This is a genomic window from Paenibacillus sp. Soil750 (assembly GCF_001428045.1).
GTDB lineage: Bacteria > Bacillota > Bacilli > Paenibacillales > NBRC-103111 > Paenibacillus_E > Paenibacillus_E allorhizoplanae.
The window spans coordinates 99,240-113,418 of the sequence record NZ_LMSD01000003.1; the positions used below are offsets into that span (position 1 = coordinate 99,240).

Below are 14,179 nucleotides of genomic sequence, written 5' to 3' on the forward strand. Positions count from 1 at the left end.
GGTTTATTCAACTGCCGGCCGCTTATTTTGCATGGAAAAAAGAGGGGATTCCCCGTATAATAGTGCTTGTACATACTTGGAGAGGATGACAGGAATGAAAAAAAGCACATTTACACTGATCATTTTTTTAATCGTCGGGTTAATTACTGGGATTATTATCGGCCAGCTGCTGGCGCCCGTTCCTGCTCTCGCATTTTTAACCAAATCAGTTCAAATTTCTTGGGAACCTAAAGCTGATTTACAAGTTGTGAAATACGAATTCCACCTTTTGGTGAAGCTAAACCTATGCAGCATTATTGGACTAGTAGGAGCTTATCTCCTATATCGGAAACTCTAGTGAGTTTTTGAACGTTAAAGCAGAGGGATTATTATTTTAGGAGTTGTTGAGCGTGCAAACCAAAGAACATCAAAGACTAATTCTTGCTTCATCGTCGCCGCGGAGGCAGGAGCTAATCCAATCTTTCGGACTACCCTATATTATTCGTGTGAGTGACGCGGATGAGACCGTCGAACAAAAAATAACACCATCTGAGCTCGTTGAGTTACTTTCTTTACGTAAGGCTTCAACAGTCAGAGAAATGCTAGAGGTTCAAGAGCAACATGGGATTATCATTGGATCTGATACAGTTGTTGTGTATAACGAGGAGATTCTAGGTAAACCAGTCGACGAGCAAGATGCTTTCCGCATGCTCAAGGGTCTGCAAGGGAATGTGCACCAGGTTTACAGTGGTGTTGCTTGTGTGGATGCAGCAACGGGTCAACAAGTAGTCTCGCATAGCGTGACGCATGTACGGATGAAACCGATGACGGATGAACAAATTTTACGCTATATTGCTACTGGGGAACCCAAAGATAAAGCCGGGTCTTACGCAATTCAAGGTATTGGCGCAACGATAATCAGCGGGATCGAGGGGGATTATTTCACCGTTGTGGGACTTCCACTTTCCTTGTTGAGTGACTTGCTGTTGACGTTTGATATTCAAGTTCTGTAGTGCCATTTCCAACTCTATCCATTCTAGTCCAAAATAGGGTAATAAGATTGACTGAGCAATCTGTAACGGTTACAATGACAGTAAGCGACATGACTTCGCATTCTTCTGGGAGGTACCTGCCATGAACAGCGAATTTACAATTGCCGTCCACAGCCTTGTTCTGTTAGCTCACTTACCTGATCATATGGCAACTAGTGAAGAAATTGCTGCTAATGTATCAACGCATTCTGCCCGTATTCGTAAAGTTATGGGCTTTCTTCGAAAAGCAGGGTACGTGTCAACGAAGGAAGGCATCGGTGGCGGTTTTATACTGAGTTGCAAGCCTGAGGAAGTCACACTCGGGGAGATTTACAGATTGACATGTCAAGGTACTTTGAAGCCGAGCTGGTGCTCTGGTGATGAGTCCAAACCTTGTATGATATCATCCAAAATGGATAGATTGATGGGTAAAGTTTTCAACGATGCTGAGAAGCAAATGGAAAATTACTTTGAAGGTCATACAATTGGCAGTATGTTAGAACAAATAAGGGCATTTGAATGTCCGAAATCGAATACAGAATCTCTATCCTAGAAGCCCTCGGATCTCACAATCCGGGGGTTTTATGTTGTTTTTAGGGCTTGTACCCGCATGCATGGGATAGCAATAAGTAACATATCCTACATTACGGAAGAGGGGAAAACATGGAAAGCTCAAGCTTGATGCTGCGAGAAGTTCCGATCGAAGAAAGACCTCGGGAGCGAATGCTTCAACTGGGGGCAGGCGCGTTAAGTCATGCCGAACTGCTTGCTATATTATTACGGACAGGAACGGTAGCGGAATCAGCCATTTATTTGGCAAGCCGGATTCTAAGTGAAAGCGGGGGGCTGCGCAGTCTTGTAGATATGAGCAAGGATCAATTAACGCAGATCAAGGGGATTGGTGATGCCAAGGCTCTTCAAATTCTTGCGGGTATTGAGCTAGGACGCAGGCTAGCCAAAAGCTCATATGAGGAGCGGATAACGATTCGTTCGCCCAAAGATATCGCCAATTTAATGAGCGAGGATCTTCGCTATTTACAGAAAGAGCATTTTGTTTGCTTGTTCCTTAATACTAAAAATCATGTCATTGCGCAAGAGACTTTATCTATGGGCAGCTTGAACGCGTCGATTGTACATCCTAGGGAAGTTTTTCGTGCAGCGATTAAACGAAGCAGTGCCTCGATCATTTGTGTACATAACCATCCCAGTGGAGATCCTACCCCAAGTCCGGAAGATATTAGTCTGACAGGTCGATTAGTAGAAGCTGGAGCAATAATTGGTATTGAAGTGTTGGATCATGTTATCATTGGAGATCAGAGATTTATAAGTTTGAAGGAACAAGGCTTTATGTAATATAATAGAACACGCTACAGGAAAGGAGCCGTTTGTATGTTTGGTGGTTTTACGAAAGATCTAGGGATTGATTTGGGTACCGCGAATACATTGGTTTATGTGAAAGGCAGAGGAATTATCGTTAGGGAGCCTTCGGTGGTCGCCCTTCGTACAGATACAAAAACAATTGAAGCAGTCGGTGAATCAGCCAAAAAGATGATTGGTCGTACACCGGGGAATATCCGTGCAGTACGTCCGATGAAGGATGGCGTTATTGCCGATTTCGACACGACCGCAACGATGATTCGATATTTTATTCGACAAGCTCAGAAGCAACGTTGGTTGTTTCCGCGTCATCCGAATGTCATGGTGTGTGTGCCATCGGGGATTACCGCTGTAGAAAAGCGTGCTGTTGAAGATGCTACGAAGCAAGCGGGAGCAAGAGAAGCTTACACGATCGAAGAGCCTTTCGCTGCTGCGATTGGAGCGGATCTTCCAGTATGGGAGCCGACAGGGAGTATGGTTGTTGATATTGGCGGAGGTACGACAGAAGTTGCTGTTATCTCACTTGGCGGTATTGTAACCAGTCGATCGATTCGTATCGCTGGTGATGAAATGGATGAGGCCATTATTCAATATATTAAACGTACCTACAACCTCATGATTGGGGAACGTACCGCGGAAACACTGAAGATTGAAATTGGCTCAGCGCTTAACACAGATAAAGCCGATTCGATGGAAATTCGTGGTCGTGATCTTGTAAGCGGGTTACCTAAAACAATTAGTGTAACATCCGTAGAAATTACGGAATCGTTGTCTGACACGGTAAGTGCTATTGTGGAGGCTGTAAAGGTCACGCTTGAGAAATGTCCACCAGAGCTGTCTGCGGATATTATGGATCGCGGTATTGTATTGACTGGCGGAGGCGGATTGCTTCGTAATTTGGACCGACTCCTGGCAAGAGAAACGGGTATGCCCGTTATGGTTGCCGAAAATCCGCTCGATTGCGTTGCGATTGGAACGGGACGTGCATTAGAGAATATTCACTTATTCAAAAACAAATCAGGATCTGGTTCAAGGTATAAGGGTTAATTTTCGTTAGAAGGTGCTAATTTGTTTAAATTCATGGGAAATAAACGACTTATTTTTCTTATGTCCGGTTTAGTCTGTTTCTTTATTTTAATGGGACTAACACTTGGGAATCGAGGGCCGATGACATGGCCTGAGAAATTCGTCAAAGACTCCATATCATGGACGCAAGGACTCTTGTACAAGCCCGCTGCGCAGGTAGCGGGCTTCTTCGAAGACATCAGACAACTGCGTGTCATATATGAAGAAAACAAGACGTTGAAGCTGACGCTCACACAATACGCTCGAGATACGCAAAGGTTGAATGAACTTGAATCGCAGAACAAACGACTCATGGAATCACTTGGTTTCACAGAACGTCAGCGTGAAGCTAACAATTATACGTACAGAATCGCTGAGGTCGTCACGATTGATCCCGACCCCTACAACAGCACCGTAACGATTAATTTGGGTGATAAAGATGGGATTAAGGAAAATATGGCGGTTATGTCTGTCGATGGCTTAGTGGGAAGAGTGAGTAAAGTATTTGGGTTTCACTCCAACGTGCAGCTCTTGTCGGAGACCAATGATACCGACAACAACTCCAAAGCCATTGCTGTCACAGTCAAAGGGAATGAGTCACAGCCATTCGGGATGATTGAATCCTATGATCCCAAGCTTGGGGAGCTAGTGATGAATAAGGTTGAACATGCTGACGATATGAAAATCGGCGATACGATTATTACATCAGGCTTAGGGCAGGTATTTCCAAAGGGGATTGAAGTTGGGACGATCTCTTCCATTGGACCTGGGGAATTCGGCATTACGTATAAGGTAATGGTGAAGCCGAAAGCATCCTTTAACCGAATCCGTGAAGTGTTCGTCGTTGAAGTTCCGGAAGTGAAATGAGGTGAGCCAACAAATGAATAGACATGTGTTATGGCTCATCTTGTTCGGTCTGTTTATCCTTCAAGGCAGTTTAGTCGTATGGTTACTGCCAGCCTCTTGGCAATCGATCGTCTATGTAACACCTCACTTACCTTTGGTATTCATTATGTTTATTGGACTTTTTCATCATCGTCATGCGGCTCTTCTTTACGGTCTTCTGTTCGGATTATTACATGATTTTACTTATTATGGATCGATGTTGGGTGTGTACTCTTTCAGCATGGGGCTCGTAGGCTATTTGGCAGGTCTTGCGCAGCGCAAGCAGCCCAATCTAATTTTTTACAACTTGCTTATTACAAGCTTAGGATTATTAATATTTGAGTTTCTCAACTATGGGATCAACCGCTTATTCAAAGTGATTGCCATTGATTTGAATTTTGCTCTCACCCATTACATGCTCCCAAGTGTTCTATTCAATTTACTTGTGGCCTTGATTTGCTACGTTCCCATCCGCAAACTGCTTGAAGGCAAACGACTTGCAGCTTCAGCGAAGGAAGATTAATTTTCCAGGCGATAAGCAGGAGAATTTAGAACAAGGGCCGAAATGTATAGGTTGGGAGGTCGTCATGCCATTATGTCTGTAGCGAAGCACCATGTTATGATTAAAGGGGTCAAAGATGGCCTAGTTTTTTTACTAAATGACGCATGCGATTGGCAAGAGCTGTTGCAAGAGCTGCAACATAAGCTTGAGAAAACGCATCAACAAATATTAACGGGTCCGATTATTCATGTGAATGTCAAATTGGGCAACCGTGTGGCCACCGATGAGCAGAAAGAAGAGATTCGAGCTGTAATTAAGCAGAAGGGGAATCTCTTGATTCAATCCATCGAGAGTGAACCGCCTAAGGTGGAGGCTCCACCGGAGCCCAAGGTATCCATGACAACGCTAAGAGGAATGATTCGTTCAGGACAAACCCTTCACAACGAAGGCGATTTACTTTATTTAGGTGATGTTAACCCAGGCGGAATCATTACCTCCACAGGGAACATTTACATAATGGGTTCACTTCGCGGTATGGCTCACGCAGGGTCAGATGGAGACGAGAAAGCAATCATTGCTGCGTCTCATATGCGGCCTACACAATTACGAATTGCCGGGGTCATCAGTCGTTCTCCAGATGAGTGGGGGATCGAGGAGGCTTTCATGGAATTTGCTTATGTCAAAGAAGGCAAAATGGAAATCGATAAGCTGCATCAGCTTCATCGGATTTGGCCGGATGCTCCAATTAATTAAATATTTTTAACATATAAACTGTGTCTGGGGTGAGGAATATGGGAGAGGCTATCGTTGTCACCTCAGGTAAAGGTGGCGTTGGTAAAACGACGACTTCCGCTAATCTGGGGACTGCACTTGCACTTCTGGGGAAGAAAGTATGCATGGTTGATACGGATATTGGTTTACGTAATCTGGATGTCGTGATGGGATTGGAAAATCGGATTATCTATGATCTTGTGGACGTTGCGGAAGGGCGTTGCCGATTGCCGCAAGCACTAATTAAGGATAAACGATTTGATGAGCTGTATTTATTACCAGCTGCTCAAACGAAGGACAAGCACGCCGTAACTCCGGAACAGGTGCGGACGATTATTTTGGAACTAAAAAATGATTTCGAATATGTCATTATCGACTGTCCAGCGGGGATTGAGCAGGGCTTCAAGAACGCGGTTGCAGGCGCAGATAAAGCGATTGTTGTGACGACTCCGGAAAATGCCGCTGTGCGTGATGCGGATCGGATTATTGGCCTTTTGGAAAATGAGAAAATATCTTCACCGAAGCTTGTCATTAACCGTATTCGCCCTCAAATGGTGAAAAAAGGTGAAATGCTGGATATCGATGAAATTTGCTCTGTACTTGCAATAGATTTGTTAGGAATTGTACCGGATGATGAGCACGTAATTAAGGCGGCTAATTTAGGTGAACCAACGGTGATGAACCCATCATCACGTGCAGCCATTGCGTATCGGAATATTGCTAGGCGTATTGTTGGTGATACCGTGCCACTTATGCAGCTAGAGGACAAAACCGGTTGGGTAAAACGAATGAAAAAGTTTATTGGAATAGGATGATTGTTCTGTGTTTGCCAAACTGAAAAACATTGATATTCCAATTGTTGTCATTCTGTTTGCCTTCATGGTGATAAGTACAATGATGGTCTACAGCTCATCTGTCGATCACCCGACCATTAACATCAGCATTTCGAAAATTCTGATTTTATATGCGGTAGGACTCGTCGCATTTCTAGCTTGTAGTTTATTCGATTATCGTGTACTTATACGAATTGCTCCATATTTGTATGGGATTGGAATTGTCTCTTTGATTGCCGTCTATTTTTTTGGTAAAAAAATTCACGGTGCGCGCGGCTGGTTTGAACTTCCTGGAGGATTGACATTTCAACCAGCAGAGCTCGTCAAATTAATCTTGATTATTTGCATTACAGCTCTCCTTGCCAGACGCGGCGGGGACTTGCTTCAGGTGAAGAATGATATTATTCCTGTAGGGGTAGCTGTGTTTCTCCCGTTTGTGCTTGTTCTCATACAGCCGGATCTAGGGAATGCGATTATTTTTGTTATTATTTTGATAGGGATGCTATGGATTGGGAATATCAAATACTCACAAGTGTTAATAAGTATCCTTCTCGTGGTCGGAGTAGGTTTCCTGACACTGACGTTATATAAACATTTTCATGATAGTTTGTTTGAAATGCTTAAGGGATACGGCTTCAGTCACTGGATGGATCGGATAGATACGTTCCTTTATCCGCAGGATGTATCGGATGATGATAATTATCAGGTACGCAACGCGGTAAGGGCGATTGGTTCTGGTGGTTTGGAAGGTGAGGGTTTCTTGAAGGGGACCTCTGTGCACAGTAATTTCATTCCTTTCGCCTATTCGGATTCGATCTTCGTTGTTGTAGGGGAAGAGTTTGGATTCCGTGGTTCTGCCGTACTTTTGCTTATTTATTTCTTGCTTATTTATCGTATGATTCTGATCTCTATTCAAAGTTCTCAGCTTGCTGGCGCATATATCGTTGTTGGTGTTGTATCTATGTTCGTATTCCAAATTTTTGAGAACGTTGGAATGATGATTGGCATTATGCCATTAACCGGTATTACACTTCCTTTCGTCAGTTATGGAGGGACCTCGCTTCTCATCAATATGCTTTCACTAGGCCTTGTCATGAGTGTGAAGCTGCATCAAGAGCGTGCGCCTGAATTGTTTTAATGGCTATACCTATGTTAAGTCCGTGACCTTATCGAGGCCGCGGGCTTTTTCTATTTCTGCAATCAGAACGAAGGCTGTACTTTTCACATAATCTTGTCCATCTGCTCATAGGCTGTACTAATGAAAGTCTATGAGGAGGGGATTCTATGGTTATAAAAGATAAAGTAAAGCAACGCCGGCTAGAGCGACTTCGCCATTTGAGAGAATCGTCAGAAGCAACACTTGGGAATGGAAGTTCACACAGATCCTCTCCGTCGGTTGATTTCCTAATGCCAACACGACAAATAGAGGAAATGCCGTTATATGCTGATCCTGACTGGAGAAGACGAATGGAGGACCCTGAATTTGCCTGGAGACAGAAGCTTATGATGGATACGGCGAATGATGATGCAGAAAGAGGAATTCTTACCCCGCCATCTGCGCGGAGAATTGCCTTGAAGCTGCTCATCAGTGGTGCCCTATTTGCATCTGTTTACGGCATGTTTCAGATAGACAAGCCATGGGCTAATCAAGGAAAGCTATATATAACAGCAGCACTAACGCAGTCCTATGACTTTACGGCTTTGTCCGCTTGGTATGCCGATAAGTTCGGAGGGGCTCCTTCCTTTATTCCAAGCTTTAACCGCGCAGGCAATGAAGCTGTGATTGTAAGTACCTCGAAGCGTACGCTGTTCGCACCGACGAAAGGAAGCGTGTTGGTCAGCTACGATGGAACAATCCATAAGGGAGTCAAATTGAACACGGCTGAGTTTGCCCCGGTGTATGCGATGGACACGGGGCAGGTTATTTTCGCAGGTACAACTACGGATACGGGATTAACGATTATGATTCGACATCCTGGTGGATTGGAATCTTTATACGGTGGACTAAGTGAGATTACTGTAGCTGTTGGCGATTGGATGAAGGTAGGGGAGCCCATAGGAAAAGCTTCTGCCAAAGATCCAACAAAGGGGAATTTGTATTTCTCAGTCATGAAAGAAGGCGTTACGATCAACCCGGTGGATGTGATCACCTTTGATTAAATGGGCAGGGACGAAATATCGATTTCATCCATTATTCACTTTAATTATGATTGGCTGTGCGATAACGGGGTATTTCTTGGAGGCAATCACGTTATTCGGCATCGTACTCATCCATGAACTAGGGCATTTAACCGCGGCGAAAGGGTTCGGTTGGAGGGTCCAAGAAGTTCAGCTACTTCCCTTTGGTGGTGTCTTAATTGTTGATGAGCTAGGGAGTACGTCTACTCGTGAGGAGTTGATCGTTGCCATAGCGGGACCACTTCAACACGTATGGATGATACTGCTGGCGTTGATATTGAAGTCACTGGATATTGGAAGTGGTAACTGGTGGGATTACTTCATTGAAGCAAATCTCATGATCGGATTATTCAATCTGATACCAGTGATGCCGCTCGATGGCGGGAAAATCATGCAGGGCTTGTTAGGCTATATCATGTCGTTTCATAATACGATTGTTTATTCGGTTTGGATCAGTATGATCATAAGCTCCTCAATCATTGTTATGGCGATTATTCAGCTCGTACAAGGTCAACTGCCAATTAATATTCTAGTGATAGGACTGTTTCTACTTGTATCCAATTGGTATGCTTACCGACAGATTCCCTATCATTTCCTACGTTTCCTAATGGGTCGCGGGTTGCGAGTAGGGCAGTTGCTGAGCCGAGGTACTAGAGCGCAGCCGATTGTAATTACGAAGCAGCTAACGATGGCGGAGACATTGAAGCTTTTTATGCGCGAACGATACCACTTAATTTATGTCGTGAATGAAGCAGGGCGCATCCAAGCTGTGCTGCCCGAACAGCAAATCGTCGGCGGTTATTTAGATGGGAAAAAACCGGGGAGTGCAGTTTCCGATCTTTTCATGTAAAATAACTGGTGAGGTGAACATGTATGAAGCAACTGATAATTCACTGCGCACCAGAGCTTACACAAGCGGCATTGCTAGAGGATGGACGTCTTGTGGAGTATGATACGCAGTATCCGCTTGAATCTCAACGGGCAGGCAGCATCTACATGGGCCGCATCGTTAACGTACTTCCCGGCATGCAAGCGGCATTCGTCGACATTGGACTTGCGAAGAATGCCTTTCTTTATATAGACGATCTCCTCCCCGTTCATGTGGACAAGCAACCTAAGATTAAGCCTTCCATTACGGATATTGCTGAAGTGGGGCAAATGCTAATGGTTCAAGTGAGCAAGGATCCACAGGGGACCAAAGGGGCAAGAGTGACTACGCATGTTTCCATTCCGGGCCGTTGGATTGTTTATATGCCAGATGCGGATTATATTGCCATATCTCGTAAAATTGATCTAGAGGCTGAGCGACAGCGACTAAAGCAGCTAGCAGAGGGTAATCTTATGCCTAGTGAAGGCGTGATTATTCGAACAGGTGCAATAGGTCAAAGTGAAGAAGCTATTCGAGACGATTTGCAAAATTTACGCGATGTGTGGAGTACCATTCTAGCGAAGCGAGAAGAAACACATGTTCCCGCACAGCTTTATCAAGATCTCGATTTATTGCCCAAACTAGCGCGAGATGTGATATCGGATGAAGTTCAAGAAGTGTGGATGAGCAATAATAAGGTTTTTGAGGAAATGAGAACCTTATTACGCAAGCAGCAACCGGGTTGGCGTGGCCGCATTGCTTTCTACGACCGTAGAACACCTATGTTCGATCATTTCGGCGTCACGGAAGAGTTGAACCAGAGCTTTCGTCGTAAAATCTGGCTCCCTAGCGGAGGGTATTTAATCATCGATCAAACTGAAGCGCTGACAGTAATTGATGTCAATACGGGACGATACACGGGGTCTATTGATTTAGAGCAAACGGTTACAGATATTAATCGGGAAGCAGCTATCGAGATCCCTAGGCTTTTGCGGCTTCGAAATCTGAGAGGCATTATTATTGTCGATTTTATTGACATGCATGCAGAAGACAATCGTGCGAAGGTCATGGCGAATATGGCGGAAGCTGTACGCAAGGATCGTTCTAAGACGACAATTGTAGGTTGGACCAAGTTAGGATTGTTGGAAATGACTCGGAAACGCAAATAAAAGGTTTGCATATGAAAATATAACTGTGATATAATACTCGGAGTGTGTTGTTTAGGCATGCTGTAACCGCACGAAACAGGTCGAAGTACGCGAATGGAATTAATTCTGTTCCGTCACCTGCACAAGGCGAGTCTGAGACATGAGGAGGTAATGAAAATGTACGCAATTATTGAAACAGGTGGTAAACAGTACAAAGTTCAAGAGGGCGATGTTCTTTACATCGAAAAATTGAACGCTGCTGAGGGTGAGGTTGTTTCTTTTGATCGTGTGTTCTTGGTTTCCAAAGAAGATGGCCTAGTAGTAGGTGCTCCATTGGTTGCAGGTGCTTCAGTTTCCGCGAAAGTGGAGAAACACGGCAAAGGTGCAAAAGTCATCGTTTATAAGTACAAACCGAAAAAGAACTATCACAAAAAGCAAGGTCATCGTCAACCGTACACAAGAGTAGTAGTTGAGAAAATCCAAGCGTAAGAGACAAGCCCTATGATCTACGTGACCATAGAACGTCTTGCACCGGATTCGCCTCAAATTCTTTCTTTTGTAGTGGAAGGCCATGCTGAATATGACGTGCCTGGCAAAGACTTGGTCTGCGCCGCGGTATCAGCGATTTCCGTTGGTACATGTAACTCGATAGAATCCTTAACCGGTGTGATTCCGATTCACGAAATGGAGCCTGGACTGCTGGATGTAACCATCCCGGATAGTGCGCGTGCCATGCCTGAAACTTGGGGTCAAGTGCAGTTAATTATAGAATCGATGGTCGTTATGTTACAAACGATTGAACAAACTTACGGTGACTATATAACGATTGAAACAATCTATCACAAAGGAGGATAACACCATGTTTTTGAAATTGGATCTCCAATTATTCGCTTCCAAAAAAGGGGTAGGTTCCACAAAGAACGGTCGTGACTCACACTCTAAGCGCCTTGGCGCTAAACGTGCTGACGGTCAAACTGTTACTGCTGGAAGCATTCTCTACCGTCAACGCGGTACGAAAATTCACCCAGGAACGAACGTAGGCATCGGTTCGGATGATACACTTTTCGCTTTGGTACAAGGCGTAGTGAAATTCGAGCGTTTGGGCCGCGATCGCAAAAAAGTGAGCGTATACCCAGTTGATGTAGCTCCAGTAGCTGCAGCTCTAGAAGCGTAATTAGAATCCCTGGTGAGCGAGAGTTCATCCAGGGATTTTTTCTCAATATGTATGGAAAAAACCTCTAACCGTGATCACTCATTTCGGATGGCCCGGGGCGGGGGTTTTCTCGTTTGTTTGGTGAAGTTTTCCAGGCATCATGATATACTGGATGAACGGTTACAAAGCAGGAGAACGGGGCGAGCGGATAATGAAGCAATTGGGCAGCGCACAAGTCTATGTATTAGCACTTGTGCTCATAGGATTGACTGGCTTGTTGGTTACAGAACCGTGGATTATTAGAGTGGCATTCCTACTAATCATTCTCGTAAGTGGGTATACAGCTTGGAGACTAGAAGTAAGTAGAATGGAAGAAAAGTGGCGTTCTACGCTGAAGCAGCAAGAGCAAGAGGATCATCTGAAGCTGATTGCCGTTGTAAATCGCTTGCGGCATGATTGGATGAATGATACCCAGATTTTATTTGGTTACATTCAAATGAAGAAGTTTGATAATTTGCGGCCCTATATGGAAAAAATAAAAATGACTATGCAGCAGGAAAGCAATCTCTCCAAGCTGGGAATCCCCTCTTTTATTGCTTACTTGCTTCAATTCCGTGTGCAGTCAAAGATGTTAGAGCTGAATGTGGAAGTTGAGCAAGAAATTAATCTTGGACAACTCCCGATCCAGCACGGACTGATTGAACGATTGGTTCGGCAAATGGTGGCATGCATTCAGGAACATACGGCATTCGAAGATGGGGAAAGTGGCACTCTCAGCTTGGAGTTTGATGTTCAAGAAGATGGCTTACTGCTTGATTTTGTATATCAAGGCCCCTATAATCGGGAACAACTTGAGCAATCGGTTTTGGCGCGTTTTTCATCGAAAGATTCACAGTATTTGCTTGAGAATGATGATTGGCATGAAGAAGAAGCAAGTGTCACGCTACGATTGCCGTTTCATATATAAAGTTGAGGTGTAGAAATGTTTGTTGATAAGGCGAAGATTTTTGTAAAAGGCGGCGACGGTGGTGACGGTTTAGTTGCTTTCCGTCGGGAGAAGTATGTACCGGAGGGTGGTCCTGCCGGCGGTGACGGTGGCAACGGTGGTGATGTTGTTTTCCGCGTAGACGAGGGCTTACGGACATTGATGGATTTCCGTTATCAGAAGCACTTTAAAGCAGAACGCGGCGAGAAAGGCCGTAACAAATCGATGCATGGAGCTAACTCAGAGGATATGATCGTTCGTATTCCCCCTGGGACGACCATTATTGATGATGACACGCAAGAAGTGATCGCTGACTTAACGCGTCATGGGCAAGAAGTCGTCGTTGCGAAGGGTGGCCGAGGCGGAAGAGGGAACACGCGCTTTGCAACTGCTCGCGTGACAGCTCCTGAGATTGCGGAGAACGGTGAAGAAGGCGTAGAACGTTGGGTTATCTTAGAAATGAAAGTAATGGCTGACGTAGGGCTTGTAGGTTTCCCGAGCGTGGGTAAATCAACTTTATTGTCTGTCGTTTCTGCCGCGAAGCCTAAGATTGCAGCGTATCACTTCACAACGTTAACTCCTAACCTAGGTGTAGTTGATGTTGGGGATGGCAGAAGCTTCGTGATGGCAGATTTGCCAGGTTTGATCGAAGGCGCTCACGAAGGTGTAGGCTTGGGCCATGAGTTTCTACGTCACGTAGAGCGGACGCGAGTCATTGTACATGTCGTGGACATGTCGGCTGCGGACGGACGTGATCCTTATGAGGATTTCATCAAAATCAATGAAGAAATCAAGCTCTATAATGCGAAGTTAGAGCAACGTCCTCAAATCGTTGTAGCCAACAAAATGGATATGCCAGAGTCGGAAGATAACTTGGCCTTGTTCAAAGAGCAGTTGGCAGCTGACGGCAAGGATTATGCCGTTTATCCGATTTCGGCATTGACACGCGGTGGCGTTCAAGAGTTGCTGTATAAGATTTCTGACATCGTGGAAAGCATCCCGAATGCTCCTGAGGTCGAGGGAGTTGCTGGGACAGAAGAGCGTAAAGTATATCGCTTTGAGAAACGCGAAGAGAATGACTTCACGATTCGTCGTGATAATGATGTATTCGTTATCGAGAGCCCATCGATTGAGAAATTGATCAAGCGGACGAATTTTACGACCCAAGATGGAATCGCGCGTTTTGCTCGTATTTTGCGTAACATGGGCATTGATGATGAGTTGCGTAAACGTGGCGCTGTTCATGGACAAACGATTCAAATTGGTGACTTTGACTTCGAGTTTGATGAAAATAATTTATAATCCAAGAGCACTTATCCCAACGGGATAGGTGTTTTTTTTATTTCGACTCATTTAATGTCACAATACTTGACACGAATTAATAAAAGCATTACCATTTTAGAT

At 44.6% G+C, this 14,179-nt stretch carries 18 protein-coding genes; all 18 read left to right on the forward strand.

All coding sequences use genetic code 11. The features are described 5' to 3' along the window. Window positions 1–94 precede the first annotated feature (94 nt). The 18 genes from ASL11_RS04715 to obgE all read left to right on the forward strand — a co-directional run bounded on the left by ASL11_RS04715 (window position 95) and on the right by obgE (window position 14,077). Window positions 95–337, forward strand: a complete 243-nt coding sequence (locus ASL11_RS04715; protein ID WP_056610348.1) for a DUF4321 domain-containing protein — start codon at window positions 95–97, stop codon at window positions 335–337. 52 nt (window positions 338–389) lie between these two features. Continuing rightward, window positions 390–992, forward strand: a complete 603-nt coding sequence (locus tag ASL11_RS04720; RefSeq protein WP_056610350.1) for a Maf family protein — start codon at window positions 390–392, stop codon at window positions 990–992. 121 nt (window positions 993–1,113) lie between these two features. Further along, the gene (locus tag ASL11_RS04725; RefSeq protein ID WP_056610353.1) at window positions 1,114–1,563 is read left to right on the forward strand and encodes an RrF2 family transcriptional regulator; all 450 of its coding nucleotides are present in this window, start codon (window positions 1,114–1,116) and stop codon (window positions 1,561–1,563) included. 110 nt (window positions 1,564–1,673) lie between these two features. Next, the gene (radC, locus tag ASL11_RS04730) at window positions 1,674–2,363 is read left to right on the forward strand and encodes a RadC family protein (protein ID WP_056610355.1); all 690 of its coding nucleotides are present in this window, start codon (window positions 1,674–1,676) and stop codon (window positions 2,361–2,363) included. A gap of 36 nt (window positions 2,364–2,399) precedes the next feature. Then, window positions 2,400–3,434 (forward strand): rod shape-determining protein, encoded by a 1,035-nt coding sequence (locus tag ASL11_RS04735; RefSeq protein ID WP_056610357.1) that lies wholly within the window; start codon window positions 2,400–2,402, stop codon window positions 3,432–3,434. A 21-nt stretch (window positions 3,435–3,455) separates the two neighbouring features. Then, window positions 3,456–4,319: a rod shape-determining protein MreC gene (mreC, locus tag ASL11_RS04740; protein ID WP_235550376.1), complete on the forward strand. Its 864-nt coding sequence runs from the start codon at window positions 3,456–3,458 to the stop codon at window positions 4,317–4,319. A 13-nt stretch (window positions 4,320–4,332) separates the two neighbouring features. Beyond that, window positions 4,333–4,860, forward strand: a complete 528-nt coding sequence (mreD, locus tag ASL11_RS04745; RefSeq protein WP_056610359.1) for a rod shape-determining protein MreD — start codon at window positions 4,333–4,335, stop codon at window positions 4,858–4,860. A gap of 72 nt (window positions 4,861–4,932) precedes the next feature. After that, a complete protein-coding gene (gene minC, locus ASL11_RS04750; RefSeq protein WP_056610361.1) occupies window positions 4,933–5,592 on the forward strand; it encodes a septum site-determining protein MinC in 660 nt (219 codons plus the stop codon). A gap of 38 nt (window positions 5,593–5,630) precedes the next feature. Further along, a complete protein-coding gene (minD, locus tag ASL11_RS04755) occupies window positions 5,631–6,425 on the forward strand; it encodes a septum site-determining protein MinD (RefSeq protein ID WP_056610363.1) in 795 nt (264 codons plus the stop codon). Window positions 6,426–6,432: 7 nt separating this feature from the next. Then, a complete protein-coding gene (locus ASL11_RS04760) occupies window positions 6,433–7,581 on the forward strand; it encodes an FtsW/RodA/SpoVE family cell cycle protein (protein ID WP_056610365.1) in 1,149 nt (382 codons plus the stop codon). Window positions 7,582–7,727: 146 nt separating this feature from the next. Continuing rightward, window positions 7,728–8,603, forward strand: a complete 876-nt coding sequence (locus ASL11_RS04765) for a M23 family metallopeptidase (protein WP_056610367.1) — start codon at window positions 7,728–7,730, stop codon at window positions 8,601–8,603. Further along, a complete protein-coding gene (locus ASL11_RS04770) occupies window positions 8,596–9,471 on the forward strand; it encodes a M50 family metallopeptidase (RefSeq protein ID WP_063795474.1) in 876 nt (291 codons plus the stop codon). The genes ASL11_RS04765 and ASL11_RS04770 overlap by 8 nt, the downstream gene beginning before the upstream one ends. A gap of 23 nt (window positions 9,472–9,494) precedes the next feature. Next, entirely contained in the window at window positions 9,495–10,658 is a 1,164-nt protein-coding gene (locus ASL11_RS04775; protein WP_056610369.1) for an Rne/Rng family ribonuclease, read from the forward strand. Between the two features lie 156 nt (window positions 10,659–10,814). After that, window positions 10,815–11,126, forward strand: coding sequence for a 50S ribosomal protein L21 (gene rplU, locus ASL11_RS04780; protein WP_028555793.1), 312 nt, complete (start codon window positions 10,815–10,817; stop codon window positions 11,124–11,126). Between the two features lie 12 nt (window positions 11,127–11,138). After that, the gene (locus tag ASL11_RS04785; RefSeq protein ID WP_056610370.1) at window positions 11,139–11,492 is read left to right on the forward strand and encodes a ribosomal-processing cysteine protease Prp; all 354 of its coding nucleotides are present in this window, start codon (window positions 11,139–11,141) and stop codon (window positions 11,490–11,492) included. Window positions 11,493–11,496: 4 nt separating this feature from the next. Then, window positions 11,497–11,811, forward strand: coding sequence for a 50S ribosomal protein L27 (gene rpmA / locus ASL11_RS04790; protein WP_036742986.1), 315 nt, complete (start codon window positions 11,497–11,499; stop codon window positions 11,809–11,811). 139 nt (window positions 11,812–11,950) lie between these two features. Next, a complete protein-coding gene (locus ASL11_RS04795; RefSeq protein ID WP_082595255.1) occupies window positions 11,951–12,757 on the forward strand; it encodes a Spo0B domain-containing protein in 807 nt (268 codons plus the stop codon). Between the two features lie 15 nt (window positions 12,758–12,772). Next, a complete protein-coding gene (obgE, locus tag ASL11_RS04800) occupies window positions 12,773–14,077 on the forward strand; it encodes a GTPase ObgE (protein ID WP_056610376.1) in 1,305 nt (434 codons plus the stop codon). Window positions 14,078–14,179 lie beyond the last annotated feature (102 nt).